This window comes from Pseudomonas sp. LS.1a, assembly GCF_022533585.1.
Lineage (GTDB): Bacteria > Pseudomonadota > Gammaproteobacteria > Pseudomonadales > Pseudomonadaceae > Aquipseudomonas.
Genome location: NZ_CP092827.1, coordinates 5,634,102 through 5,660,040 on the forward strand (window position 1 = coordinate 5,634,102; position 25,939 = coordinate 5,660,040).

Annotated in this window: 24 protein-coding genes; 10 read left to right on the top strand and 14 right to left on the bottom strand. The window is 63.8% G+C overall.

Translation table 11 applies throughout. The features are described 5' to 3' along the window. Nucleotides 1-2 precede the first annotated feature (2 nt). The 3 genes from MKK04_RS25935 (at nt 3) to MKK04_RS25945 (ending at nt 4,493) form a co-directional block, all read left to right on the top strand. The gene (locus tag MKK04_RS25935; RefSeq protein WP_087500924.1) at nt 3-929 is read left to right on the top strand and encodes a hydrogen peroxide-inducible genes activator; all 927 of its coding nucleotides are present in this window, start codon (nt 3-5) and stop codon (nt 927-929) included. A 3-nt stretch (nt 930-932) separates the two neighbouring features. Beyond that, complete coding sequence (gene recG / locus MKK04_RS25940; protein WP_039612341.1) at nt 933-3,011, top strand: ATP-dependent DNA helicase RecG; 2,079 nt, start codon at nt 933-935, stop codon at nt 3,009-3,011. Between the two features lie 78 nt (nt 3,012-3,089). Further along, a complete protein-coding gene (locus tag MKK04_RS25945) occupies nt 3,090-4,493 on the top strand; it encodes an aminoacyl-tRNA deacylase and HDOD domain-containing protein (RefSeq protein ID WP_207831330.1) in 1,404 nt (467 codons plus the stop codon). Between the two features lie 72 nt (nt 4,494-4,565). On the opposite strand, the gene MKK04_RS25950 is transcribed toward MKK04_RS25945, so the two are convergent. The 4 genes from MKK04_RS25950 to MKK04_RS25965 all read right to left on the bottom strand — a co-directional run bounded on the left by MKK04_RS25950 (nt 4,566) and on the right by MKK04_RS25965 (nt 6,907). Next, nucleotides 4,566-4,940, bottom strand: a complete 375-nt coding sequence (locus MKK04_RS25950) for an SCP2 sterol-binding domain-containing protein (protein WP_063912243.1) — start codon at nt 4,938-4,940, stop codon at nt 4,566-4,568. Nucleotides 4,941-5,088: 148 nt separating this feature from the next. Then, nucleotides 5,089-5,388, bottom strand: a complete 300-nt coding sequence (locus MKK04_RS25955; protein ID WP_013974808.1) for an HU family DNA-binding protein — start codon at nt 5,386-5,388, stop codon at nt 5,089-5,091. 186 nt (nt 5,389-5,574) lie between these two features. Then, complete coding sequence (locus MKK04_RS25960; RefSeq protein WP_207831332.1) at nt 5,575-6,723, bottom strand: NAD(P)/FAD-dependent oxidoreductase; 1,149 nt, start codon at nt 6,721-6,723, stop codon at nt 5,575-5,577. Between the two features lie 16 nt (nt 6,724-6,739). Beyond that, nucleotides 6,740-6,907 (bottom strand): rubredoxin, encoded by a 168-nt coding sequence (locus tag MKK04_RS25965; protein ID WP_003253349.1) that lies wholly within the window; start codon nt 6,905-6,907, stop codon nt 6,740-6,742. A gap of 230 nt (nt 6,908-7,137) precedes the next feature. Between MKK04_RS25965 and MKK04_RS25970 the strand changes: the two genes are divergently transcribed. After that, nucleotides 7,138-7,695, top strand: coding sequence for a chorismate--pyruvate lyase family protein (locus MKK04_RS25970; RefSeq protein WP_063912245.1), 558 nt, complete (start codon nt 7,138-7,140; stop codon nt 7,693-7,695). Next, nucleotides 7,695-8,585, top strand: a complete 891-nt coding sequence (ubiA, locus tag MKK04_RS25975; protein ID WP_233687604.1) for a 4-hydroxybenzoate octaprenyltransferase — start codon at nt 7,695-7,697, stop codon at nt 8,583-8,585. Before MKK04_RS25970 ends, ubiA begins: the two co-directional genes overlap by 1 nt. Nucleotides 8,586-8,704: 119 nt before the next feature. Here the strand turns inward: ubiA and MKK04_RS25980 are convergent, their stop codons facing one another. Then, nucleotides 8,705-9,073, bottom strand: coding sequence for a COG4315 family predicted lipoprotein (locus tag MKK04_RS25980; RefSeq protein ID WP_207831336.1), 369 nt, complete (start codon nt 9,071-9,073; stop codon nt 8,705-8,707). Between the two features lie 172 nt (nt 9,074-9,245). Here MKK04_RS25980 and phoB point away from each other — a divergent pair, with 172 nt between their 5' ends. From phoB to MKK04_RS25995, 3 genes are all read left to right on the top strand, one after another. Continuing rightward, nucleotides 9,246-9,935, top strand: coding sequence for a phosphate regulon transcriptional regulator PhoB (gene phoB / locus MKK04_RS25985; protein ID WP_207831338.1), 690 nt, complete (start codon nt 9,246-9,248; stop codon nt 9,933-9,935). 48 nt (nt 9,936-9,983) lie between these two features. Continuing rightward, a complete protein-coding gene (gene phoR, locus MKK04_RS25990; protein ID WP_207831340.1) occupies nt 9,984-11,291 on the top strand; it encodes a phosphate regulon sensor histidine kinase PhoR in 1,308 nt (435 codons plus the stop codon). A gap of 173 nt (nt 11,292-11,464) precedes the next feature. Next, nucleotides 11,465-12,805: a hemolysin family protein gene (locus tag MKK04_RS25995; protein ID WP_087500932.1), complete on the top strand. Its 1,341-nt coding sequence runs from the start codon at nt 11,465-11,467 to the stop codon at nt 12,803-12,805. A 100-nt stretch (nt 12,806-12,905) separates the two neighbouring features. Here the strand turns inward: MKK04_RS25995 and MKK04_RS26000 are convergent, their stop codons facing one another. From MKK04_RS26000 to MKK04_RS26035, 8 genes are all read right to left on the bottom strand, one after another. After that, nucleotides 12,906-13,802: a M23 family metallopeptidase gene (locus MKK04_RS26000; protein ID WP_207831342.1), complete on the bottom strand. Its 897-nt coding sequence runs from the start codon at nt 13,800-13,802 to the stop codon at nt 12,906-12,908. 198 nt (nt 13,803-14,000) lie between these two features. Beyond that, on the bottom strand, nt 14,001-14,897 hold the full coding sequence (locus tag MKK04_RS26005) for a response regulator (protein ID WP_063912251.1): 897 nt from the start codon (nt 14,895-14,897) through the stop codon (nt 14,001-14,003). Between the two features lie 164 nt (nt 14,898-15,061). Beyond that, entirely contained in the window at nt 15,062-15,832 is a 771-nt protein-coding gene (gene phoU, locus MKK04_RS26010) for a phosphate signaling complex protein PhoU (protein ID WP_063912252.1), read from the bottom strand. A gap of 187 nt (nt 15,833-16,019) precedes the next feature. Beyond that, the gene (gene pstB / locus MKK04_RS26015) at nt 16,020-16,853 is read right to left on the bottom strand and encodes a phosphate ABC transporter ATP-binding protein PstB (RefSeq protein WP_046613712.1); all 834 of its coding nucleotides are present in this window, start codon (nt 16,851-16,853) and stop codon (nt 16,020-16,022) included. Nucleotides 16,854-16,925: 72 nt separating this feature from the next. Further along, entirely contained in the window at nt 16,926-18,542 is a 1,617-nt protein-coding gene (gene pstA, locus MKK04_RS26020; protein WP_233687630.1) for a phosphate ABC transporter permease PstA, read from the bottom strand. A gap of 71 nt (nt 18,543-18,613) precedes the next feature. Beyond that, nucleotides 18,614-20,902, bottom strand: coding sequence for an ABC transporter permease subunit (locus MKK04_RS26025; RefSeq protein WP_241106099.1), 2,289 nt, complete (start codon nt 20,900-20,902; stop codon nt 18,614-18,616). A 139-nt stretch (nt 20,903-21,041) separates the two neighbouring features. Beyond that, on the bottom strand, nt 21,042-22,040 hold the full coding sequence (locus MKK04_RS26030) for a phosphate ABC transporter substrate-binding protein PstS (RefSeq protein ID WP_056793940.1): 999 nt from the start codon (nt 22,038-22,040) through the stop codon (nt 21,042-21,044). Nucleotides 22,041-22,258: 218 nt separating this feature from the next. Continuing rightward, nucleotides 22,259-23,548 carry an MFS transporter gene (locus MKK04_RS26035; RefSeq protein WP_207831346.1) on the bottom strand — a complete coding sequence of 430 codons (1,290 nt, stop codon included), beginning with the start codon at nt 23,546-23,548 and terminating at the stop codon, nt 22,259-22,261. Nucleotides 23,549-23,909: 361 nt separating this feature from the next. Here MKK04_RS26035 and MKK04_RS26040 point away from each other — a divergent pair, with 361 nt between their 5' ends. Both MKK04_RS26040 and MKK04_RS26045 read left to right on the top strand, forming a co-directional pair. Further along, nucleotides 23,910-24,308: an acyl-CoA thioesterase gene (locus MKK04_RS26040; RefSeq protein WP_003253317.1), complete on the top strand. Its 399-nt coding sequence runs from the start codon at nt 23,910-23,912 to the stop codon at nt 24,306-24,308. A gap of 71 nt (nt 24,309-24,379) precedes the next feature. Next, nucleotides 24,380-25,276, top strand: coding sequence for a D-hexose-6-phosphate mutarotase (locus tag MKK04_RS26045; protein ID WP_241106100.1), 897 nt, complete (start codon nt 24,380-24,382; stop codon nt 25,274-25,276). Nucleotides 25,277-25,400: 124 nt separating this feature from the next. Here the strand turns inward: MKK04_RS26045 and MKK04_RS26050 are convergent, their stop codons facing one another. Further along, nucleotides 25,401-25,934: a DUF3299 domain-containing protein gene (locus tag MKK04_RS26050; RefSeq protein WP_442793812.1), complete on the bottom strand. Its 534-nt coding sequence runs from the start codon at nt 25,932-25,934 to the stop codon at nt 25,401-25,403. Nucleotides 25,935-25,939: the final 5 nt, after the last annotated feature.

A 25,939-nucleotide genomic window follows, 5' to 3' on the forward strand; every position in this document is an offset into this window, starting at 1 on the left:
TTATGACCCTCACAGAATTACGCTACATCGTCACACTCGCCCAGGAACAGCACTTCGGCCATGCCGCCGAACGCTGCCATGTGAGCCAGCCGACCCTGTCGGTCGGTGTGAAGAAGCTCGAGGATGAGCTTGGCGTGTTGATTTTCGAGCGCAGCAAGAGCGCGGTACGCCTGACCCCGGTCGGCGAAAGCATCGTCGCCCAGGCGCAGAAGGTACTGGAGCAGGCCCAGGGCATTCGCGAACTGGCCCAGGCCGGCAAGAACCAGCTGACCGCCCCGCTCAAGGTCGGTGCCATCTATACCGTCGGCCCGTACCTGTTCCCGCACCTGATCCCGCAGCTGCACCGTGTGGCGCCGCAGATGCCGCTGTACATCGAAGAAAACTTCACCCACGTATTGCGCGAAAAGCTGCGCAACGGCGAACTGGACGCAGTGATCATCGCCCTGCCGTTCAACGAAGCCGACGTGCTGACCCTGCCGCTGTACGACGAGCCATTCTGCGCCCTGATGCCGGCCGACCACCCGTGGACGGCGAAAAAGACCATCGACACCGCCATGCTCAACGACAAGAGCCTGTTGCTGCTCGGTGAAGGCCACTGCTTCCGCGACCAGGTACTGGAAGCCTGCCCAACGCTGAACAAGGGCGGTGAAGGCTCCAGGCACACCACGGTCGAGTCCAGCTCGCTGGAAACCATCCGTCACATGGTGGCCTCGGGCCTTGGCGTGTCGATCCTGCCGCTGTCGGCGGTGCACAGCCACCACTACGCCCCCGGCGTCATCGAGGTCCGCCCACTGACCGCACCGGCACCATTCCGCACCGTGGCCATCGCCTGGCGCGCCAGCTTCCCGCGGCCGAAGGCCATCGAGATCCTCGCCGACTCGATCCGCCTGTGCTCGGTCGCCAAAGCCCCTGCGGAACAGCCGGCCTGAGTCATGAGTGAGCTGTCGAAGGTCCCGGTCACGGTACTCAAGGGGGTTGGTGAGGCCATGGCGGAGAAACTCGCCAAGGTCGGCCTGGAGAACCTGCAGGACGTGCTGTTCCACCTCCCCCTGCGCTACCAGGATCGCACCCGCGTAGTGCCGATCGGGCAGTTGCGTCCGGGCCAGGACGCGGTGATCGAAGGCGTGGTCAGCGGCGCCGACGTGACCATGGGCAAGCGCCGCAGTCTTGTAGTGCGCCTGGGTGACGGCAGCGGCGTGCTGAGCCTGCGCTTCTACCACTTCAGCAACGCGCAGAAGGAAGGCCTCAAGCGTGGCACTCACCTGCGCTGCTACGGCGAAGCCCGCCCTGGTGCTTCGGGCCTGGAAATCTACCACCCGGAATACCGCGCACTGAATGGCGACGAGCCGCCGCCACCGGTCGAGCAGACCCTGACGCCGATCTACCCGTCCACCGAAGGCCTTACCCAGCAACGCCTGCGCCTGCTGTGCCAGCAGAGCCTGGGCCTGCTCGGCCCGCGCAGCCTGCCGGACTGGCTGCCCGACGAACTGGCCAGGGACTACCAGCTGGCACCGCTGGACGATGCCATCCGCTACCTGCACAACCCGCCGGCCGATGCCGACCTCGACGAGCTTGCCGAAGGCCAGCACTGGGCCCAGCACCGCCTGGCCTTCGAAGAGCTACTGACCCACCAGCTGTCGCAGCAACGCCTGCGCGAAAGCCTGCGCAGCCTGCGCGCACCGGTGCTGCCCAAGGCCCAGCGCCTGCAGGCGCAGTACCTGGCCAACCTGGGCTTCCAGCCGACCGGCGCGCAGCAGCGGGTAGCCAACGAAATTGCCTACGACCTCAGCCAGCACGAGCCGATGATGCGCCTGGTGCAGGGCGACGTGGGTGCCGGCAAGACCGTGGTCGCCGCCCTGGCTGCCCTGCAGGCCCTGGAGGCCGGCTACCAGGTGGCCTTGATGGCGCCCACCGAGATCCTCGCCGAACAGCACTACATCACCTTCAAGCGCTGGCTCGAACCGCTGGGCATCGAAGTGGCCTGGCTGGCCGGCAAGCTCAAGGGCAAGGCCCGGGCAGCCGCCCTGGAGCAGATCGCCAACGGTGCACCGATGGTGGTCGGCACCCACGCGCTGTTCCAGGAAGAGGTGAAGTTCAAGCACCTGGCCCTGGCGATCATCGATGAACAGCACCGTTTTGGCGTGCAGCAACGCCTGGCCCTGCGCAAGAAGGGCGTGGCCGGCGAGCTGTGCCCGCACCAGCTGATCATGACCGCCACGCCTATTCCGCGCACCCTGGCCATGAGCGCCTACGCCGACCTGGACACCTCGGTGCTCGACGAACTGCCGCCCGGGCGCACCCCGGTGAACACCGTGCTGGTGGCCGACAGCCGCCGCTTCGAAGTGGTCGAGCGGGTACGCGCCGCCTGCGCCGAAGGGCGCCAGGCCTACTGGGTGTGCACCCTGATCGAAGAGTCCGAAGAACTGACCTGCCAGGCCGCCGAAAGCACCTACGAGGAGCTGGGCAGCGCCCTGGGCGAACTGCGGGTGGGGCTGATCCACGGTCGCATGAAGCCGGCGGAAAAGGCTGAAATCATGGCCGAGTTCAAGGCCGGCAACCTGCAGTTGCTGGTCGCCACCACGGTCATCGAGGTGGGCGTGGACGTGCCCAACGCCAGCCTGATGATCATCGAGAACCCCGAGCGCCTGGGCCTGGCCCAGTTGCACCAGCTGCGCGGCCGGGTTGGCCGGGGCAGCGCCGTAAGCCATTGCGTGCTGCTGTACCACCCGCCACTGTCGCAGATCGGCCGCGAACGGTTAGGGATCATGCGGGAAACCAACGACGGCTTCATCATCGCCGAGAAAGACCTGGAGCTGCGTGGCCCCGGCGAGATGCTCGGCACCCGCCAGACCGGCCTGCTGCAGTTCAAGGTCGCCGACCTGATGCGCGATGCCGACCTGCTGCCGGCCGTGCGCGACGCCGCCCAGGCCCTGATCGCACGCTGGCCGGAGCACGTCAGCCCACTACTCGACCGCTGGCTGCGCCATGGCCAGCAATATGGCCAAGTGTGACGCTCGTCCCATAATGGATCCAGTTTCGCCCCGAGGCTGGTTATACTTTGCGTTTAAAAGAATCAGTGGATACGGACCATGACTGAAGTTGCCCTGGAAACCGCAACCCCACACGCTCCCTCGGTCATCCGGCTGCTGCTCGACAAACTCGGCGTAGCCTACCGCGAGGTGGTCGAACATCCGCACCTGCCGCCAGCGTCGCGGGTACAGGCCGTGCTGCTCGATGACGAGGTCGGCGCCCTGATGGTGCTGTTCCCGCAAAGCCAGCTGCTGGACCTTGACCGCCTGGCCGAACTGACCGGGCGCAAGCTCACGGCGGTGTCGGTGCCGCGCCTGAAGCAGATGCTGGACAAGCATCAGCTCAAGGCCCTGCCGGGTATCCCGGCGCTGACCAGCTCGCCGTGCCAGTACGAAAAGAGCCTGCTCGACGCCGATAGCGTGTTCATCCAGTCCGGTGAAGCCGGCCTGCTGCTGGAAATCGACCGCGTGCACTTCAAGCGCATGCTGGTCAAGGCCAGCGCCAGCAGCTTCGGCCAGGAGGTCGAGGCCATCAGCCCAAACCTCGACCGCCCCGATGACGACACCCGGGAAATCACCCAGGCAGTGCAAGCCTTCACCGCCAGGCGCATTCAGAAGCGCCTGGAAGAAACCATCGAAATCCCGCCATTGGCCGACACCGCGCAAAAGATCATCAAGCTGCGGGTAGACCCCAACGCCAGTATCGATGACATCACGGGCGTGGTCGAAACCGACCCGGCACTGGCGGCACAGGTGGTGAGCTGGGCGGCATCGCCCTACTACGGCTCGACCTACAAGATTCGCTCTGTGGAAGATGCCATCGTGCGGGTGCTGGGTTTCGACCTGGTGATCAACCTGGCCTTGGGTCTCGCACTGGGCAAGACCCTGAGCCTGCCGAAAGACCACCCGCAGCAGGCCACACCATACTGGCAGCAGTCGATCTACACTGCTGCCGTCATCGATGGCCTGACCCGTGCCATGCCGCGAGCCGAACGCCCGGAAGCTGGCCTGACCTACCTGGCCGGGCTGCTGCACAATTTCGGCTACTTGCTGTTGGCACACGTGTTTCCGCCGCACTTCTCGCTGATCTGCCGCCACCTGGAGGTCAACCCGCACCTGTGCCACACCTACGTGGAACAACACCTGCTGGGCATCAGCCGCGAACAGATCGGAGCCTGGCTGATGAAGCTGTGGGACATGCCGGAAGAACTGTCCACCGCGCTGCGCTTCCAGCACGACCCAGCCTATGAAGGCGAGTATTCGGCATTCCCCAACCTGGTATGCCTGGCCACCCGCCTGCTGCGCTCGCGGGGGATTGGCTCGGGGCCGCAGCAGGAGATTCCTGACGAGCTGCTGGAGCGGCTGGGGATAACCCGGGACAAGGCCGAGGAAGTGGTGAACAAGGTGCTCGAGGCCGAGAACCTGCTGCGCGAGCTGGCTTCGCAGTTCCACGCACCGCATTAAGCATTAACGCGTAACCTGTGGGAGCGGGCATGCCCGCTCCCACAGGTAAGGCGTCAACATCCCCGTTGGGTTTCAGCCCTTCTTCTTCGGCTTCAGGTACTTCATCAACCCCTGGAACCACATCACCAGGGCCGGGTTGCCCTTGATCTGGATGTGCTTGTCCTGAATCCCCTGCATGAACGCCAACTGCTTGTTACCCGCCTGCAGGGTAGCGAAGCCATAGGCGGCGTCCTTGAAGGCAATGGCGAACGCCGGCTGCGGGTGCGCACCGCCTTTGCTGCTGATGCGTTCGTTGTTGACGATGAAGTGCCGGGCGACCTTGCCGTCCAGAGTCTGCATCTGGAACACCAGGTCCTTGCCCTTGAGTTGCTGCTGGAAAGCCGGGTTGTTACGGCTGGCCCTGGCCATCAACAGCCCCATGGCCCAGAGAAGAAAGCGGAACTTCATCAACGCGCCTCGAATTAAAAGTGACTAAGGCGCGCAGTTTATCCTTTTACAGAACTATTTATGCAAGTTCGAAACATTTTGCCTGCAGAAAGCACAACGGGCGCCCTGGGGCGCCCGCTTGGCTGACACTGGGGTTGTCAGGGAGCGATCACTTGCCTTTCTTGGCCGGCTTGACGGGGGCGTTGACGCTGTCGCGCAGGTTCTTGCCTGGCTTGAAGGCCACGGTATTGCTGGCCTTGATCTTGACCGGCTCACCGGTTTGCGGGTTCTTGCCGGTACGCGCACCGCGATGGCGTTTTTCGAAGGTGCCGAAACCGACCAAAGTCACGGTGTCCTTGTCCAGGGCACCCGTGATGCTGTCGAGAATCGCGTTCAAAACCTGATTGGCCTTTTCCTTGGTCAGATCGGCCTTTTCGGCGATGACGGCGGCGAGTTCTGGTTTGCGCATAGTGAAGCCTCTTTGACGGAATTCTTGTTGTTATGCCGTGCTGCCCTGGGAGCAGCGCTCAAGGCACCGCAGGCTCTAATCTGCGGCAGACGGAAGTGAGAATGGCACGTGCACCGGGGCCGCGCCAGTATCTGGGCGGCCATTGTGCAAGCAACAACAGGATAAATCCGACAGAACACCAGCTATTTACGCCATAACGGCCGGCAGCTGGCGATTCAGGGCCAGCTTGTCCATCACGGCCGCCCCGGTCAGGGCGTAGCCCAGCAGCTTGCCGTCGGCATCAAGGCAGAGCACCTTGAGGTCACTGCCCTGCCCGTCCACCTGCCAGGTGCCTTCGTGGCCCGGGGGCGGCGGCGAAACCACCAGCGGGCAGGCGGGGGTTTTCACGGTGATAGGCATCGGCCCGTAGGCGACCGTTGTCGGCTTGCCGGCCAGGGTTTGCGCCAGGGCGCGGGCGCAGCTCATCAGCGGCATCACATAGAGCAGGTTGATGCCATCGACCTCGGCACAGTCGCCAAGGGCAAAGATGTTGGCGTGGGACGTACGCAGCTGGCGATCCACGCAAACGCCGCGGTTGGTCTGCAGCCCGGCGGCGGCGGCCAGGTCGGTGCGCGGGCGCAGGCCGATGGCCGAAACCACCAGGTCGCAGGCGATTACGCTGCCATCGGACAGGTGTGCCTCCAGGCCCTGGCCCACCTGCTGCAGGCGGGTCAGTACCGGGCCCAGGTGAAAGCGCACGCCCAGGCCTTGCAGCCCGGCCTGCACGGCAGTGGCAGCGGCCGGGTGCAGCAGGGTCGGCATGACTTGCTCGCACGGCGCCACCACATCGACCTGGAAGCCGCCCAGGCTCATGTCGTTGGCGAATTCGCAGCCGATCAGGCCGGCACCGAGGATCAGCACGCGCTGTTTGCCGACGGCGGCAGCACGGAAGCGCGCGTAGTCTTCCAGGTCGTTGATCGGGAACACCCGATCGCCGCCATCGCCTTCGATCGGCACCTGCACGGTCTGCGCGCCCCAGGCCAGCACCAGGTCGCGGTACTCCACCGCCTCCTCGCCAATCCACAGGCGCTTGTGGCCCGGGTCGATGCCGCTGATGCGGGTATGGGTGCGAATCTCGGCGTTCAGTTGCTCGGCCATGGCGCCCGGCTCGGCCATGCACAGGCCATCAGCGTCTTTCTGCTTGGCAAAGCCGGTGGACAGCATGGGCTTGGAGTAGGAGCGACCGTCATCGGCGGTGATCAGCAGCAGCGGCGTCTGCGCATCGAGCTTGCGAAATTCACGGGCCAGGTTGTAGCCCGCAAGGCCGGTGCCGATGATTACCACAGGGGACGTCATGTCGTGCTTTCCTCGATTAGCCGATGGAGATCATTTCAAAGTCGCTCTTGCCGACGCCGCAGTCGGGGCACAGCCAGTCTTCAGGCACGTCTTCCCAGCGGGTGCCGGGGGCGATGCCGTCGTCGGGCCAGCCCTCGGCTTCGTCGTAGATCAGGCCGCAGACAATACATTGCCACTTTTTCATGGGGGTGGGTTTCCTCGCTTCAGGCTGGGGCTTTGTGTTGCTGCTGATGGCCTCTTCGCGGGCACGCCCGCTCCCACAGGAGTTGTGCATAACCTGTAGGAGCGGGCGCGGCCGCGAAGAGGCCAGCGCGCAATTCGTGGGGCTTTGTAGCGGCCCTGCCAGCAGTATGCAAGCAGTCGGGGCAATCATGCTAAGCTCGCCGCCTCTCTGGTTGTAACAAGCAGACCGACGTGTCGTACGAATCCCCGCAAGCAGCCGCTGTCGCGTGGCTGCCGTATTCACGGCTGGCGACCGACATCGACCAGCCCACCCTTGACTGGCTGTTCGACGAGGGCTCGCTGACCCGCCGCCTGACCCGCCTGTCCAACGATCACTTCTCCGTCACCCCGCTGTTCGAGGGCTGGCAGCCGCTGCGCGATGACGAATGCCAGGCACTGGGCATCGCCGCCGGCGCCGAGGGCTGGGTGCGTGAGGTGTACCTGCGCGGCCATGGCCAACCCTGGGTGTTCGCCCGCAGCGTCGCCAGCCGCAGCGCCCTGGAGCGCGGCGGGCTGGACCTGGAAACCCTGGGCAGCCGCTCGCTGGGCGAGCTGCTGTTCTGCGACCAGGCGTTCATCCGCCACCCCATCGAGGTGTGCAGTTATCCACAGGCCTGGCTACCGAGCGAAGCCGCCCATGCGGCGCTGTGGGGCCGCCGTTCGCGCTTCGAGCGTGACGGCCTGGACCTGCTGGTGGCAGAGGTATTTCTGCCAGCATTGTGGCAAGCGGCCAAGGAGGAAAACCGCTGATGTACCTGCAACTGCTCAAGTCGCTCAACCGCCTGCACCCACGGGCCTGGGACTTCGTCCAGCTCAGCCGCATGGACCGGCCGATTGGTATCTACCTGCTGCTGTGGCCGACCTTGTCGGCGGTGTGGATTGCCGGCAACGGCTCACCAACCCTGGCCAACGTGCTGATCTTCGGCCTCGGCGTGGTGCTGATGCGCGCCGCAGGCTGCTGCATCAACGACTTTGCCGACCGCAAGGTGGACGGTCACGTCAAGCGCACCGCCGACCGCCCCCTGGCCAGTGGCCGGGTCCGGCCACGCGAAGCACTGGCGCTGTTCGCCATCCTGGTCGGAGTGAGCTTCCTGCTGGTGCTGTGCACCAACAGCCGCACGGTGTGGCTGTCGTTCGGCGCGGTGGCACTGGCGTTCTGTTACCCGTTCATGAAGCGCTACACCTATTACCCGCAGGTGGTGCTGGGGGCGGCATATTCCTGGGGCATTCCCATGGCCTTCACCGCAGCGGGTGGCGAGCTGCCAGCCAGCGCCTGGCTGCTGTATATCGCCAACCTGCTGTGGACTGTGGGTTACGACACCTACTACGCCATGGTTGACCGTGATGACGACCTGAAAATTGGCGTGAAGTCGACCGCAATCCTGTTCGGCGACGCCGACCGCACCATCATCCTGACCTTGCAGCTGCTGTCGCTGGGCTGCCTGTTGCTGGCCGGCAACCGCTTCGAGCTGGGTGGCTGGTTCCATCTGGGGCTGCTGGGCGCGGCGGCGTGCTTTGCCTGGGAATACTGGTCGACGCGCAAGCTGGACCGGGAGTCGTGCTTCAAGGCGTTTCTGCACAATCACTGGGCGGGGATGCTGGTGTTCATCGGGGTGGTGCTGGATTACGCAATGCGCTGAAGCTGATGGCCCTATCGCCGGCAAGCCAGCTCCCACAGGTACAGCGCTGCCATCAAGGCTTGCATACAACCTGTGGGAGCGGGCTTGCCGGCGATGGGCCGCTAAGCGGTCCCGGGATCTCAAGGCTTGGCGACGTGCCAGACGTCCTTCATGCCGTCACCGGTCATATCACCGGCCTTCTTGTCCTTGACGAAGGTATACAGCGGCTTGCCGTCGTAGGCCCACTGCATCGAACCGTCGTCACGCTTGACCTGGGTCCACTTGCCAGAAGCCATTTCACCGCCCTTGACCATCAGCGGCGGCCAGTTGGCGGCGCATTCGCCATTGCACATCGACTTGCCACCCGCATCCTTGTCGAAGGTGTACAGGGTCATGCCGGCATGATCGACCAACATCCCGCCCTTCTCCATCGCATGGTCGGCCAAGGCCACCCCCGGGAGCGCCAGCGCAGTGAAAAGGGCCATCCAGCTCAGCGTTTGTCGTGTCATTGGATTCACCATTGATTCGGGGGGATTGAGTTCGGGTTGCCACGATTGCGGCCCTTTCAAGCCTAGTTCAGTCACGGAATGTCGCCAGAACGGCCAACACCCTGTCACACAGCTGCAATAATTCCGTTATCTAATGCGGGCCAAGACACCGTATCCAGGAGAGGTTTTGAGCATGGTTGGCAGGAACATTCTGATCGTCGACGACGAAGCGCCGATTCGCGAGATGATCGCCGTTGCCCTGGAAATGGCCGGCTATGACTGCCTGGAAGCGGAAAACTCCCAACAGGCCCACGCGATCATCGTCGACCGCAAACCGGACCTGATCCTGCTCGACTGGATGCTGCCGGGCACCTCCGGCATCGAGCTGGCCCGCCGCCTCAAGCGCGACGAGCTGACCGGCGACATCCCGATCATCATGCTCACCGCCAAGGGTGAGGAGGACAACAAGATCCAGGGCCTGGAAGTGGGCGCCGACGACTACATCACCAAGCCGTTCTCGCCGCGTGAACTGGTCGCCCGCCTGAAAGCCGTGCTGCGCCGCTCCGGCCCGAGCGACAGCGAGGCACCGATCGAAGTCGGCGGCCTGCTGCTCGACCCGATCAGCCATCGCGTGACCATCGACGGCAAGCCCGCCGAAATGGGCCCCACCGAATACCGACTGCTGCAGTTCTTCATGACCCACCAGGAGCGCGCCTACACCCGTGGCCAGCTGCTGGACCAGGTGTGGGGTGGTAACGTCTATGTCGAGGAACGCACCGTCGATGTGCACATCCGCCGCCTGCGCAAGGCGCTGGGTGAAGCCTACGAAAATCTGGTACAAACCGTCCGGGGCACCGGCTACCGCTTCTCGACCAAGAGCTGATCGAGCTGAAAAGCGCCAAGCTGCACGTCGTTGTACAAGGACCGTCAATTGAACCAGAACTGGCACGCGACCCTGATTCGCCACCTGCTGCTGCTGATCACCGTCTGCCTGATCGGCGGGCTGGTCAGCGGCTACTATGGCTGGAGCCTGGCCATCGGCCTGGCGCTGTACCTGGGCTGGACCCTCAAGCAGCTGCTGCGCCTGCATGACTGGCTGCGCAACCACCAACCCGACGAAGCACCGCCCGATGGCTACGGCCTGTGGGGCGAGGTGTTCGACAGCATCTACCACCTGCAACGCCGCGACCAGCGCGTGCGCGGCCGCCTGCAGGCGGTGATCGACCGGGTGCAGGAGTCCACCGCTGCGCTGCGTGACGCGGTGATCATGCTCGACAGCGACGGCAACCTGGAATGGTGGAACCGCGCCGCCGAGACCCTGCTGGGCTTCAAGACCCCACAGGACGGCGGCCAGCAGGTGACCAACCTGGTGCGCCACCCGCGCTTCAAGGAATACTTCGAGGCGGAGAACTACCTAGAACCGCTGGAAATCCCCTCGCCGATCAACGACCGCATGCGCGTGCAGCTGCACATCACCCGCTACGGCAACAACGAGCACCTGATGCTGGTGCGCGATGTTACCCGCATCCACCAGCTGGAGCAGATGCGCAAGGACTTCGTCGCCAACGTGTCCCACGAGCTGCGCACGCCGCTGACGGTGATCACCGGCTACCTGGAAACCCTGCTGGACAACGTCGAGGACGTGAACCCGCGCTGGAGCCGAGCCCTGCAGCAGATGAGCCAGCAAGGCTCGCGCATGCAGACGCTGCTCAACGACCTGTTGCTGCTGGCCAAGCTGGAGGCCACCGACTACCCGTCGGACAACCAGCCGGTGGCAGTCGATGCCTTGCTCACCGCGATCAGGAACGACGCCCAGGCCCTGTCCGGGCCACGCAACCAGCGCATCACCCTGGAAGCCACACCCGGCGTGAAGCTCAAGGGCAGCGAGTCGGAGCTGCGCAGTGCCTTTTCCAACCTGGTGTTCAACGCGGTGAAGTACACCCAGGACAACGGCAGCATCCGTATTCGCTGGTGGGCCGATGCCCAGGGCGCACACCTGTCGGTGCAGGACTCGGGGGTGGGCATCGATGCCAAGCACCTGCCGCGCCTGACCGAGCGCTTCTACCGGGTCGATTCCAGCCGTGCGTCGAATACCGGCGGCACCGGGCTGGGGCTGGCGATCGTCAAGCATGTGCTGATGCGCCACCGCGGCAAGCTGGAGATCAGCAGCGTGCCGGGGCATGGCAGTACCTTTACCTGTCACTTTGCACCGGCACAATTGGCTAACGGCAAGGCTTGAGATCGGGGCTGCTGCGCGGCCCTTCGCGGGCACGCCCGCTCCCACAGGGGCCGCAATAAGTCCGCCACCCTTTGCTTTTACGGCCCCAGCCGCTACATTGGACCCCCTGTGCCAGCAAGAGCTGGCACTTTTTTTCTCTCTATCTTGAAGACGGACCCCGTAAAAACTCCATCATGGACCCTTCCCCTGGTATCAGCCTCACCTCGTTATTCGCCGATTTCGGCATGATCATCTTTGCCTTGCTCCTGGTGCTGCTCAACGGCTTCTTCGTTGCCGCCGAGTTCGCCATGGTCAAGCTGCGCGCCACCCGCGTCGAGTCCATCGCCGAGCTGCATGGCTGGCGTGGCAGCATCCTGCGCAAGGTACACAACCAGCTCGACGCCTACCTGTCGGCCTGCCAGCTGGGCATCACCCTCGCCTCGCTGGGCCTGGGCTGGGTCGGTGAACCGGCGTTCGCCCACCTGCTCGAACCGCTGCTGGCATACGTCGGCGTGGACACGCCCGAGCTGATCAAGGCGATCTCGTTCTTCGTCGCCTTCTTCGTCATCTCGTACCTGCACATCGTGGTCGGCGAGCTGGCGCCCAAGTCCTGGGCCATCCGCAAGCCCGAACTGCTGTCGCTGTGGACCGCCGTGCCGCTGTACCTGTTCTACTGGGTGATGTATCCGGCCATCTACCTGCTCAATGCCAGTGCCAACACCATCCTGCGCATTGCCGGCCAGGGCGAGCCCGGCCCACACCACGAGCACCACTACAGCCGTGAAGAGCTCAAGCTGATCCTGCACTCCAGCCGGGGCCAGGACCCGAGCGACCAGGGCATGCGCGTACTGGCCTCGGCCGTGGAAATGGGTGAGCTGGAGGTGGTCGACTGGGCCAATTCGCGCGAGGACATGGTCAGCATCGACGCCCATGCGCCGCTGAAGCAGATCCTGGCCCTGGTACGCCGCCACAAGTTCAGCCGCTACCCGGTGTACGACGCCGAGCGCGAGGAGTTCACCGGCCTGCTGCACATCAAGGACCTGCTGCTGGAGCTGGCCGAACTCGAGCACCTGCCCGAAACCATCGACCTGGACGACCTGGCCCGGCCGCTGGAGCGCGTGTCGCGGCACATGCCGCTGGCACAGTTGCTGGAGCAGTTCCGTAAGGGCGGCGCACACTTCGTGCTGGTGGAGGAAGCCGATGGCAAGGTGATTGGCTACCTGACCATGGAAGACGTACTGGAAGTGCTGGTGGGCGACATCCAGGACGAGCACCGCAAGACCGAACGCGGCATCCTCGCCTACCAGCCGGGCAAGCTGCTGGTGCGTGGCGATACGCCGCTGTTCAAGGTCGAACGCCTGCTGGGCGTCGACCTTGACCACATCGAGGCAGAAACCCTGGCCGGTCTGGTCTACGAGACACTCAAGCGCGTACCTGAAGAAGAGGAAGTGCTGGAGGTCGAAGGGCTGCGCATCATCATCAAGAAGATGAAAGGGCCGAAGATCGTGTTGGCCAAGGTGCTCAAGCTGGATTGAGGGCCATTCGCGGGCTCGCCCGCTCCCACAGGATCGCCAAAGGCCGGGCCTTTCAGATTACCTGTGGGAGCGGGCGAGCCCGCGAAGAAGCCGGCACGGATCAAGGGTTACCCGCAGTGAAGTCAGGCAACCCGCTGATCGGCCTGTCGAACCGATAAGGTATCGACTCCAGCGCCAACCCCACATTGCGCTGCACCACGAAATGCAGGTGCGGCCCGGTGCTGTTGCCGGTATTGCCCGACCTGGCCAGCATCTGCCCCTGCCGCACCCGTTGCCCCTCCGCCACCACCACCGAACCGCGCATCAGGTGCAAGTACACGCCCATGGTGCCATCCGGGTGCAGGATCCTGACGAAATTGCCCGACGGGTTGGGCCCGCGCCCGCTCTGGCTGTTCTCCGTTTTCACCACCACCCCTTCCCGCGCCGCGATGATGGTGGTGCCTTCGGGCATGGCGATATCCATGGCATAGCGCCCCTTGGGCCCAAAATGGCTGACTCGGCCATTGGGCCCTTGGGTCACGCGGAACGGCCCGCCGAGCCAGGGAAAGGCATAACGGAAGCCCTGCGGCCGCTTGCCCGGGTCGCCCATGGCCTGCAGCAGGGTCGAGCGGTAGTTCAGCAGCATTCCGGGCCGCCCCCTGAGCACGCTGAGCATTTGCGTGGTGCGCGGCGGCAGCACCCGGCGCACGATACGTGGGGCATTGCCACCTTGTGCGTTCACCAGGTTGTCCAGGCGCAACTCCACCTCCACCGGCACATGCAGCTGGTTGCGCGCCGAGAAGCTCACGCCGCCGTTGAAGGTAATCGCGTTCAGCAGCACCTGGCCTTCGGCCATTTCGACCATGGGTACGCGCCGCACCAAGGGTTTGGCACCGGGGCCGGGCCGGTCGGAATAGGAGGTCACACGGCCATCGTCGGTGATCTCGTAGATGGTCATACCCAGGCTCGACGCCGAGGCCATGAGCAATGCACAGAACAGCAGCAGGCGGGCGGGCATGATAGTGGCTTTTTGACAGTTATGATCTGTCGAAGCCTAGCAGCGGGTTTTGTGGCGGGTATGACAGTTGGTCGGATGGCGTCAACAGGACTGGCCCCATCGCCGGCAAGCCAGCTCCCACAGGAATTGCACAAGGCCAGAGGTTGGCGCTGTACCTGTGGGAGCTGGCTTGCCGGCGACAAGGCCAGTAGCCATGACTCAGGCGCCCGGGGTGAAGTGCTTCTGCGCCGTCCCGCGGGCAATCAGCCGCGACAGGTAGTCGAGCTTCTGGGCATCCTGGTCGACGAACTTGAAGGTCAGTTGCAACCAGTCACTGTCGGGCTTGGGCTCCAGTGCCGCGATGGCATGCAGGTAGCCGTTCAGGCGCGCGACTTCGGCGCTCTCGCCCTGCTCCAGGTCCAGCACCGCGCCCTCCAGCACCTGCGGCAGCACTTCGCCACGGCGCACCACCAGCAGGGCCTCCTTCAGGCTCAGCGCCTTGATCACGCACGGCTGCATGCCGCTGGCCAGGCGCAACTGGCCCTGGCCGCGGCCAGTCGGCGCGGGGGCTGCGGGCCTGGGGGCGCTGGCCAGTGGCCTGGCGGGTACGGGTGCCGGCGCTGGCGCCGCGACCTTCACCGCTTCAGGCTTGCCGGCTGTCAGCGCATTCAGCGAGTCATTGGCGAACGCCGAATTGATCCGCGCCGGGCCACTGGCCATCAGGCTGTCGAGCTTGCCGATCTTGGCCAAGGCCTTTTTCACCTTGGTCAGCAGCTGCTCGTTGGTGAACGGCTTGCCGACAAAATCGGAAACGCCCGCCTGGATCGCCTGGATGACGTTTTCCTTGTCACCACGGCTGGTCACCATGATGAACTGCAGGTTCTTCATCGCAGGCTGCTGGCGGCACCAGGTGAGCAGTTCCAGGCCGGACATTTCCGGCATCTCCCAGTCGCACAGGACCAGGTCGAACGCTTCCTTGCCCAGCATGGCCATGGCCTTGCGACCGTTGACGGCATCGTCGATGGTCATGCCCGGGAAGGCATTACGCAGGCATTTGCGGACCAGGTCACGGATAAACGGGGCGTCATCCACGACCAGCACATTCACTTTACTCATCGATACTCCTTCTGAATCCCGACTAGCCTACTGCCGAATAATGGCCATTTGCTACAACCTGGTCACGCCGGGACTTCTTCACATCGTTCGCGGGTGCCTGCCGGCTCCTCGACCGCAAACGAAAACGCCCGGCCAAGGCCGGGCGTCGATGCTCGGGAGCAACCTTACTTATCGTCAGGTTCAGCCGGAACATTAGCGTTTTCGCCGTCAGCGACAGCGGTGCCCTGCACTTCTGCCGTCATGCGCTTGAGGCCCATGTGACGCACGTCGGTGCCGCGCACCAGGTAGATCACCAGCTCGGAGATGTTGCGCGCATGGTCGCCGATGCGCTCCAGCGAACGTAGCACCCAGATCACGCTCAGTACCCGCGAAATCGAGCGCGGGTCTTCCATCATGTAGGTCACCAGCTCACGCAGGGCGGTCTTGTATTCACGGTCGATGGTCTTGTCGTACTGGGCCACCGACAGTGCCAGTTCGGCGTCGAAGCGGGCAAAGGCGTCCAGCGCGTCGCGGACCATGTTGCGTACCTGGTCACCGATGTGACGCACCTCGACGTAACCGCGCGGCGACTCGCCTTCCTCGCACAGCTGGATGGCGCGGCGGGCGATCTTGGTCGACTCGTCACCGATGCGCTCCAGGTCGATCACCGACTTGGAGATGCTGATGATCAGGCGCAGGTCGGAGGCCGCCGGCTGACGACGGGCGAGGATGCGCAGGCACTCCTCGTCGATGTTGCGCTCCATCTGGTTGATCTGCTCATCGACTTCGCGCACTTGCTGGGCCAGGCCCGAGTCGGCTTCGATCAGCGCGGTAACTGCGTCGTTGACCTGCTTTTCGACCAGGCCGCCCATGGCCAGCAGGTGGCTACGCACCTCTTCGAGCTCGGCGTTGAACTGCTGGGAAATGTGATGCGTAAGGCTTTCTTTGTTGATCATCGTTCGCTCCGCGAAGAAGCTGCAAGCTTCAATTTGTTCGTGTCATACCCTGGCCCACCCTGGCAAACACATCCTGTGGGAGCGGGTTCACCCGCGAACACCGGCGAAGCCGGTGCCAGACACCGCAGCGCCTGCTTCGCGGGTAAACCCGCTCCCACAGGGGCCAGGCACCTGTCCCGAGCGGCTGCTAGCCGTAGCGACCGGTGATGTAGTCTTCGGTCTGCTTCTTCGCCGGGTTGGTGAACAGGGTGTCGGTATCCCCGAATTCGACCAGTTTGCCCATGTACATGAACGCGGTGTAGTCCGAAACACGGGCCGCCTGCTGCATGTTGTGGGTCACGATGACGATGGTGTACTTGGATTTCAATTCGTAGATCAGTTCCTCGACTTTCAGGGTCGAGATCGGGTCCAGTGCCGAGCACGGTTCGTCGAGCAGCAGCACTTCCGGTTCCACGGCGATGGTGCGGGCAATGACCAGACGCTGCTGCTGGCCACCGGACAGGCCCAGTGCCGAGTCGTGCAGGCGGTCCTTGACCTCGTCCCACAGGGCCGCGCCCTTCAGCGCCCACTCGACCGCTTCGTCGAGCACGCGCTTCTTGTTGATGCCCTGGATGCGCAGGCCATAGACCACGTTTTCGTAGATGGTCTTGGGGAACGGATTGGGCTTCTGGAATACCATGCCCACACGGCGGCGCAGCTCGGCCACGTCTTCGCCCTTGCGGTAGATATTGTTGCCGTACAGGTTGATGGCGCCTTCCACGCGGCAGCCGTCAACCAGGTCGTTCATGCGGTTGAACGTGCGCAGCAGGGTCGACTTGCCGCAGCCGGACGGGCCGATAAAAGCGGTCACGCGCTGCTTGGGGATATTCATCTGCACATCGAACAGCGCTTGTTTGTCGCCGTAGAACAGGCTCAGACCCGGCACTTCGATGGCTACGGTTTCTTCGGCCAGGCGCAGGCTCTGCTTGTCGCGGCCCAGGGCAGACATGTCGATGCCGTGGGCATGGGATTCTTGCTGCATGGTCAACTCCATACGCTAACAATTCGTTTCAAAGGGCCGCCCGGCTCACGGGCGGCACGCTTGCAATCAGGATCAGCTGTCGAGGGCCTTGTACTTCTCGCGCAGGTGGTTACGGATCCACACGGCCGAGAGGTTGAGGGCCGCGATCACCAGCACCAGCAGCAACGCCGTGGCGTATACCAGCGGCCGCGCTGCTTCGACGTTAGGGCTCTGGAAACCGACGTCATAGATATGGAAGCCCAGGTGCATGATCTTCTGGTCCAGGTGCAGGTACGGGTAGTTACCGTCCACCGGCAGCGATGGCGCCAGCTTCACCACACCTACCAGCATCAACGGCGCCACTTCACCGGCGGCGCGGGCCACGGCGAGGATCATGCCGGTCATCATCGCCGGGCTGGCCATCGGCAGGACGATCTTCCACAGGGTCTCGGCCTTGGTCGCCCCCAGGGCCAGCGAGCCTTCGCGCACGGTGCGCGGGATGCGCGCCAGGCCTTCTTCGGTGGCCACGATCACCACCGGCACGGCCAGCAGCGCCAGGGTCAGCGATGCCCACAGCAGGCCCGGGGTACCCAGGGTTGGCGCCGGCAGTGCTTCAGGGAAGAACAGGCGGTCAATCGAACCACCCAGCACGTAGACGAAGAAGCCCAGGCCGAACACGCCGTAGACGATCGCCGGTACACCGGCCAGGTTGTTCACAGCGATGCGGATCAGGCGGGTCACCGGGCCCTGTCTGGCATATTCACGCAGGTACACGGCAGCCAGCACACCGAACGGGGTGACGATCACGGCCATGATCAGGGTCATCATCACGGTACCGAAGATGGCCGGGAAGATACCGCCCTCGGTGTTGGCTTCACGCGGATCGTCGCTGAGGAACTCCCAGACCTTGGTGAAGTAGCTGCCCAGTTTGGTGAAGCCCGACATGGCGTTCGGCTGGATGGCGTGCACCACCTTGCTGAGGTTGATTTCCACTTCACGGCCGTCGCCATCGCGGGCCACCAGGCTGTCGCGGGCGAAGGCCTGGTGCAGGCCGGTCAGGCGGTCTTCGATGGCCTTGTAGCGGCTGTTCAGCTCGGCACGCTCGGCGTCCATGTCGGCCTGGGCGGCGGCGTCCAGCTTGCCCTCCAGCTCCAGCTTGCGCGCCTGCAGACGCAGGCGCTCGAGGCCATGGTTGATGGCACCGATGTCTTTCTTCTCGAGCCTTTGCAGTTCGCTGTTGAGCTGGTTGGCGCGCTTGAGACGGGCCTGCAGCTCGTTCCAGGCGGCAGCGCCTTCTGCGACCACGCGGCCCTCTTCCTTGACGCTGACCAGGTAGCCGTAGAAGTTGCCCCACTCGCGGCGCTCCAGGGCGATCAGGTCGGTCGGGTGCTTTTCGTCCACCAGCCAGTCGCCGACCACCCAGGTGAAGTCGCTGCCGTTGAGGTCGCGGTTGCCCACCTTGATCAGCTCGCGGGTCATGAACTCCGGGCCCTGGTCAGGCACTGGCAGGCCGGCGCCCTTCAGGCGGGCACGGGGTACTTCTTCCTTTTGCACCACTTCGCCAATGACGATGTGATCGGCCTGGCCCGGCACCTTGTAGGTGGCCTGGACAAGATCGGCCGGCCAGAAGTGGCCCAGGCCGCGCACGGCAATCACCGCCAGCAGGCCAACGGTCATGATCACGGCCATGGCCACCGCGCCGCCGCTCATCCAGACGCCTGGGGCGCCGCTCTTGAACCAGCCTTTGAGGGAATCCTTTTTCACGGATCGCTACCTTTCTATCAAAGCGACGAGTATTTCTTGCGCAGACGCTGGCGAATCAGCTCGGCCAAGGTGTTCATGATGAAGGTGAACATCAGCAGCACCAGCGCGGCCAGGAACAGCACGCGATAGTGGCTGCCACCGACTTCCGATTCCGGCATTTCCACGGCCACGTTGGCGGCCAGGGTGCGCATGCCCTCGAACAGGTTCAGCTCCATCACCGGGGTGTTGCCGGTGGCCATCAGCACGATCATGGTCTCGCCCACCGCACGGCCCATGCCGATCATCAGCGCCGAGAAGATACCCGGGCTGGCGGTGAGGATGACCACGCGGGTCAAGGTCTGCCAGGGCGTTGCACCCAGGGCCAGGGAGCCCAGGGTCAGGCTGCGCGGCACGCTGAACACGGCGTCTTCGGCGATGGAGTAGATGTTCGGGATGACCGCGAAGCCCATGGCGATACCCACGACCAGGGCGTTGCGCTGGTCGTAGGTTATCCCCAGGTCGTTGGTGATCCACAGGCGCATGTCGCCGCCAAAAAGCCAGCTCTCGAGGTGCGGGCTCATGGTCAGGGCGAACCAGCCGGTGAACAGGATGACCGGGATCAGGATCGCCGCTTCCCAGCCATCCGGGATACGCAGGCGGATCGACTCGGGCAGGCGGGTCCAGGCAAAGCCGGCCAGCAGGATACCGAGCGGCATCAGCAGGAACAGGCTGAACACGCCCGGCAGGTGGCCTTCCAGGTACGGGGCGAGGAACAGGCCGGCGAAGAAGCCGAGGATCACCGTCGGCATCGCTTCCATCAGTTCGATCACCGGCTTGACCTTGCGGCGCATGCCTGGGGCCATGAAGTAGGCGGTGTAGATGGCCGCGGCAATCGCCAGCGGGGCCGCCAGGATCATCGCGTAGAACGCGGCCTTCAGGGTACCGAAGGTCAACGGCGACAGGCTCAGTTTGGGCTCGAAGTCGGTGTTCGAAGCGGTCGATTGCCAGACGTACTTCGGCTCGTCGTAGTTCTCGTACCACACCTTGCCCCACAGCGCGCTGAAGGAAATTTCCGGGTGCGGGTTACGCAAGCTCAGTGGCAGCAGCTTGCCGCCTTCTTCGATGATGATGCGGTTGGCGCGTGGCGACAGGGCCAGGATGCCCGGGCCTTCGGCGGCCGGCTCGACCAGCAGGGTGCGGTGCGCGGTGCTGTGGAACACGCCCAGCTCACCTGCGGCGTCGAGGGCGACGAAGCCCTTGCGGCGCTCTTCGGCGTCGATCTGCACGACCGCGGCCTTGCCCATCTGGAAGGTGCGGATCAGCTTGAAGCGCGATTCGCCGTCCGGGTCACGGGCCATGAACCACTGGGACAGGCCGCCCTTGGAGTCGCCGATGATCAGCGAGATACCGCCGACCAGCTGGGCGGTGGCGGTGATTTCGGTGTCGGCGCTGTCAGACAGCTTGTAGCGGCCGTTGAGGCTCTTGTCGCGCAGGTTGAACACGTCCGCGGTGGCGCGGCCGTTGATCACGTACAGCCACTGCTGACGCGGGTCGATGAAGATGTTCTTCACCGTTTCAGTCATCTGCGGCAGTTCAATGCGGTTCTGCTCGGTGGTGACCTCTTCGGTCATCATGTTTTCGGTACGGGTCAGCTCGACCACCTGCAGGTGCGCGCCGGTGGAGCCGGCCAGCAGCAGGGTGTCGCCGTTGACGTTGACACTGACATGCTCCAGCGCACGGCCCTGCTCGTCGAGCACGAACGGCTGCTCGCCGTACGGGTAGTCGATGCCGGGGGCGATGGTTTTCTTGTTGTCCGGGTAGGTGATCTTGTAGGAGTGGTGGAACACCAGCGCCTGGCCATTGGACAAGCCCAGCACCACCAGCGGGCTACCCGGCTGATCGGCACTGATCGAAGTGACCTGGGTGCCTGCCGGCACTGGCAGGTCGAAACGCTTGAGCTCGTTACCGCTCTTGGTATCGAAGAACAGTGCCTGGCCCTTGTCCGAAACGCGCATGCCCACCAGGTTCTGCTCTTCAAGCGCGATCATCAGCGGCTTGCCGGCATCCTGTTGCAGCCAGGTTGGCTCCAGGGCCTTCTTGCTGGTCAGTTCGGCACCCTGGAACAGCGGCAGCACCACATAGGCCAGATAGAAGAAGATCAGGGTGATCGCCGCCAGTACGGCAAGCCCGCCCACCAGTACATACCAGCGGGTCAGGCGGTCCTTGAGCGCGCGCATGCGGCGCTTGCGTTGCAACTCCGGCGTATTGAAATCAATCCGCACGGGCTGGGAGTTTTGGGTCATGTTGGAGTTGGCCAGATCATTCATGCGCACACCCTAGCGGTCCCGTGTGACAAAAACATTACAAAATGGTGACGCACGAAAGCCCGCCGCACAGGAAACCTGGCTTCGGACTGGAAATTCGTGGAAGAGGCCGGGCATCAGCACCGGCCTCCCCCTCAGTTACTTACTTTTTTGCAACGTTACCTGCGTGGGACAGGCCCAGGTCAGCCAAGGTCTTGTCGACGACTTTGGCCGGCAGCGGGATGTAGCCGTCCTTCACCACGACCTGCTGGCCAGCTTGCGACAGCACCAGCTTGACGAACTCGGCTTCCAGCGGGGCCAGAGGCTTGTTCGGGGCCTTGTTGACGTAGACGTACAGGAAGCGCGACAGCGGGTAGGTGCCGTTCAGGGCGTTGGTTTCGTTGTCTTCAACGAACTCGCCGCCTTCCTTCTTGGCCAGGGCCACGGTCTTGACGCTGGCGGTCTTGTAGCCGATGCCCGAGTAGCCGATGCCGTTCAGCGAGGAGCTGATCGACTGCACGACCGAAGCCGAGCCAGGCTGTTCGTTGACGTTAGGCTTGAAGTCGCCTTTGCACAGGGCTTCTTCCTTGAAGTAGCCGTAGGTGCCCGATACCGAGTTACGGCCGAACAGCTGTACTGGCTTGTTGGCCAGGTCGCCGGTCACGCCCAGGTCACCCCAGGTCTTGACGTCGGCTTTGCCACCGCACAGGCGGGTGGAAGAGAAGATGGCGTCGACCTGGGCCATGGTCAGGCCTTTGATCGGGTTGTCCTTGTGTACGAACACAGCCAGGGCGTCTACGGCGACCGGGATGGCGGTCGGCTTGTAGCCGTACTTCTGCTCGAAGGCCTGCAACTCGACGTCCTTCATCTTGCGGCTCATCGGGCCGAGGTTGGCGGTACCTTCGGTCAGCGCGGGTGGCGCGGTGGAGGAGCCGGCAGCCTGGATCTGGATGTTTACGTTCGGATATTCCTTCTTGTAGGCCTCGGCCCACAGAGTCATCAGGTTGGCGAGGGTGTCCGAACCGACGCTGGAGAGGTTGCCCGAAACACCGGTGGTCTTGGTGTAGGTCGGGATCGCAGGATCGACAGCGGCTACCGCGTTGGCGGTTGCAACGCCAGCGGCGGCAAAGGTGAGGGCCGCCATCAAACGCTTCAGTTTCATGCCTTGCTCCTAGCAGGAATATTGGGGTGTTGGATGGAACGGGCCCAAGTATCTGCAGGCCGCATGAATACGATATGACTTGAATATGACAATTGGATGAAAGGCCATCACCGAAAAGCAGGTCCGGCCTCTTCGCGGGCATGCCCGCTCCCACAGGGACTGCGCGAACCCTGTGGGAGCGGGCTTGCCCGCGAAGAGGGCAGCAGCCGTGGCGCAGATCAGCGCTTGTTGGCGAGCAGGTACACGCCCACGACCAGACCAACGGCACACAGCCCCGCCACATAGTAGGCAGGCGCCATCGGGCTCACTTTCAGCAGCGCAGTCACCACCATCGGTGTCAGCCCGCCAAAGATCGCGTAGGCCACGTTGTACGAGAACGACAGCCCGCTGAAGCGCACCACCGCCGGAAAGGCCTTGACCATTACATAAGGCACCGCGCCAATCACACCCACGCACAAACCGGTCACCGCATACAGCGGGAACAACAGCTCGGGCCGGGTCGGCAGGCTGTGGTAGAAGGTCCAGGAACTGGCCAGCAGCAGCAGGCTGCCGATCACGAATACCCGGCCCGCGCCAAAGCGGTCGGCCAGGCTGCCGGCACCGATGCAGCCGAAGCTGAGCAGCACGATGGCCAGGCTGTTGGCCTTGAGCGAGTCGGTGGGGCTGATGTGGTAGATGCTCTGCAGCAGTGCCGGGGTCATCAGGATGAGCACCACGATGGCGGCCGACAGCATCCAGGTCAGCAGCATGGACAGGATGATCGCGCCGCGATGGTCACGCAGCACCGCGCGCAACGGCAGCTCCTCGGCCAGCGCCTTGCGCTGCTGCATCTCGGCGAACACCGGGGTTTCGTGCAGCCAGCGGCGCAGGTACACCGAGAACAGGCCGAATACACCGCCGAGCAGGAACGGGATGCGCCAGGCGTAATCAGCCACTTCCTGCGCGCTGTAGACGCTGTTGATCAGGGTTGCCACCAGCGAGCCCAGCAGGATACCCGCGGTCAGGCCTGCGGTGAGGGTGCCGCAGGCGTAGCCGGTGTTGCGCTCTGGCACGTGCTCGGACACGAACACCCAGGCGCCCGGTACCTCGCCACCGATCGCCGCGCCCTGGATCACGCGCATCAGCAGCAACAGGATCGGCGCCCACATGCCGATCTGTGCATAGGTAGGCAGCAGGCCCATGATCAGCGTTGGCAGGGCCATCATGAAGATACTCAGGGTGAACATCTTCTTGCGCCCGAGCAGGTCACCGAAGTGGGCCATGATGATGCCGCCCAGCGGCCGCGCCAGGTAGCCGGCGGCGAAAATGCCGAAGGTTTGCATCAGGCGCAGCCATTCGGGCATGTCAGCCGGGAAGAACAGCTTGCCGACCACCGTGGCGAAGAACACGAAAATGATGAAATCGTAGAACTCCAGCGCGCCGCCCAGGGCGGACAGTGAGAGAGTCTTGTAGTCACTGCGGGTCAGCGGCCGCGAAGGCTGCTCGATACTGCTGGGCACGGAAGTCATCGCTCGTTGTTCTCTTTGTGGGCATGCAGGCCGCTTGGCATGCGGCTTCTGGATTGGGAGACAGGCGAAGATAGCAAATTGCTGAGCTGCGCCGAAAGCGATACAAAATCCCTACACATATTCATGAATGCGCGGTCGTCGCTGGCCGTTATGCTCTATATACTGGCGATTCGTAGGAAAAGGTTGCTCCTAACGTGGGATGTTGTGCGAAAACGCCGGTCATTATTGTCAGACGGTTTCGCAGAGTTTCCCTACGGCCGCCCAGTGAAACGAAATCGGCGTAGTATGTTTCAAGCTGAATCGTTTACCCGGCCTTTGCGCCACACCAACGAAAAGCGTCACGGGTCAGAGGCCCCATCGCATGATTGAGCTCGAACAAGAAGATCCAATCCCGCAAGGCGACCTGGCCTTGCAGATCACCGCACTCCCGCGCGAGACCAACGGGTTTGGCGACATCTTCGGCGGCTGGCTGGTCGCCCAGATGGACCTGGCCGGCACCGCCATGGCCAGCCGTGTCGCCGGCGGCCGCGTGGCCACCGTAGCCATCGACCGCATGGCCTTTCTGGTACCGGTCGCCGTCGGCGCGCAGCTGTCGTTCTATACCCAGACCCTGGAAATCGGCCGCAGCTCGATCCAGATGATGGTCGAAGTGTGGAGCGACGACCCGCTGTCCAGCGAATGGCGCAAGGTCACCGAAGCCGTGTTCGTCTTCGTCGCCATCGACGGCAGTGGCCGCACCCGCTCCGTACCTCGTCGCTGAGCCACGCCGGCGGTAAACTCATTGCATGTGCCCGGGTCCAAGGCCCACTGGCAATCAATGAGATAAATGCAATGGCTACCTTCCAGGTCGTAACCGAGCAACATGGCGAACTCAACTGCTGGCGTATCAGCAGCGACCACGCCGAACTGTTGATCGCCCAGCAGGGCGCGCAGATCCTCAGCTACCAGCGCGTTGGCCAGCCACCGCTGCTGTGGCTGAGCGACCAGGCCATCTTCCGTCAGGGCAAGTCGGTACGCGCCGGTGTGCCGGTGTGCTGGCCGTGGTTCGGCAATCTGCAGCGCAACCCCCAGGCCGTGCAGGCCATGTACCGCGGCGAGCAGGCACCTGCCCACGGCTTGGCGCGCGCGCGCGACTGGCAATTGCTGGGTATCGAGGAAGCAGGTGATGGCCTGCGCATCGAATTCGAACTGCCAGAAGCGCAGGGTGACCTGCCTGGCTGGCCTCATGACGTCGAGCTGAAGCTGGTAGTGGAGCTGGGCGAGGACCTGCTGCTGAACCTGACCAGCCGCAACATGGGCAATACCCCCGTTACCATCAGCCAGGCCCTGCACAGCTACTTCGCGGTCAGTGACGTGCGCCAGGCGCGGGTCGAAGGGGTCGAAGGGCTGGGCTATATCGAGACCCTGGCTGGCTGGGAACAACGCCAGCAGCAGGGGCCGCTGGGGTTTGCCGGGGAGACTGACCGGATCTACCTGGCAACCCCGCAGACGCTGAGCATTGTCGACCCACATTGGAGCCGGCGAATTACCTTGACCAGCAGCGGGTCGCGCTCGGCGGTGATCTGGAACCCTTGGACCGAGCGGGCCAAGGATCTGCCGGACATGGCCGATGACGGGTGGCAGCGGATGCTGTGCATCGAGACGGCGAACGTGTGGGATGACCTGGTGGAATTGAAGCCTGGGGCCAGCAGCTCGCTGGGGGTCAGGATTGGCTGTGAAATGATCTGAGTCTTGCAGTGCCTGTTCGGGCCCCTTCGCGGGTAAACCCGCTCCCACAGGGTCTCCACAATATTCAGGGTTTGTGGAGACCCTGTGGGAGCGGGTTTACCCGCGAAAGGGCCGGCGCAGGCAATCAGAGGTCGGCGTCTTCCACCACCCTGACCTTCCCCGCATCCAGCGCATAGGCCGCATCGGCCAGGTCATTGCTGACCTTCTCCACCTTCAGCTTGCCGCTGACCCACAGCGGTGTGTAGATGTCATCGATCTTCAGGCCTTTCGGGTAGCGCACCAGCACCAGCTGGTTAGGCGGTGGTGGCGGCACATGGATGCACGCGCCCGGGTATGGCACCAGGAAGAACAGTGTGCTGTTGCCCTTGGCGTCGCTCTCCAGCGGCACCGGGTAGCCACCCAGGCGAATGTCCTTGCCGTTCATGGCCGCCACGGTCTTGGTCGAGTACATCACCGCCGGCAGGCCCTTGCCCTGCTTCAGGCCGCCCTTGTCGGTAAAGGTGCCCATGGCTTCCGGCGAGTTGTGGTCGATTTCGGGCATTTGCTCGAGCGCCTGCTGGTCCGACTCGGGCATCAGCTCCAGCCAGTCGGTTTCAGGCAGTTCGGCATGGGCCAGGGCGCTGGCCAACAGCAGTGGAGCGAGGAAAAAGGCACGCATGAAAA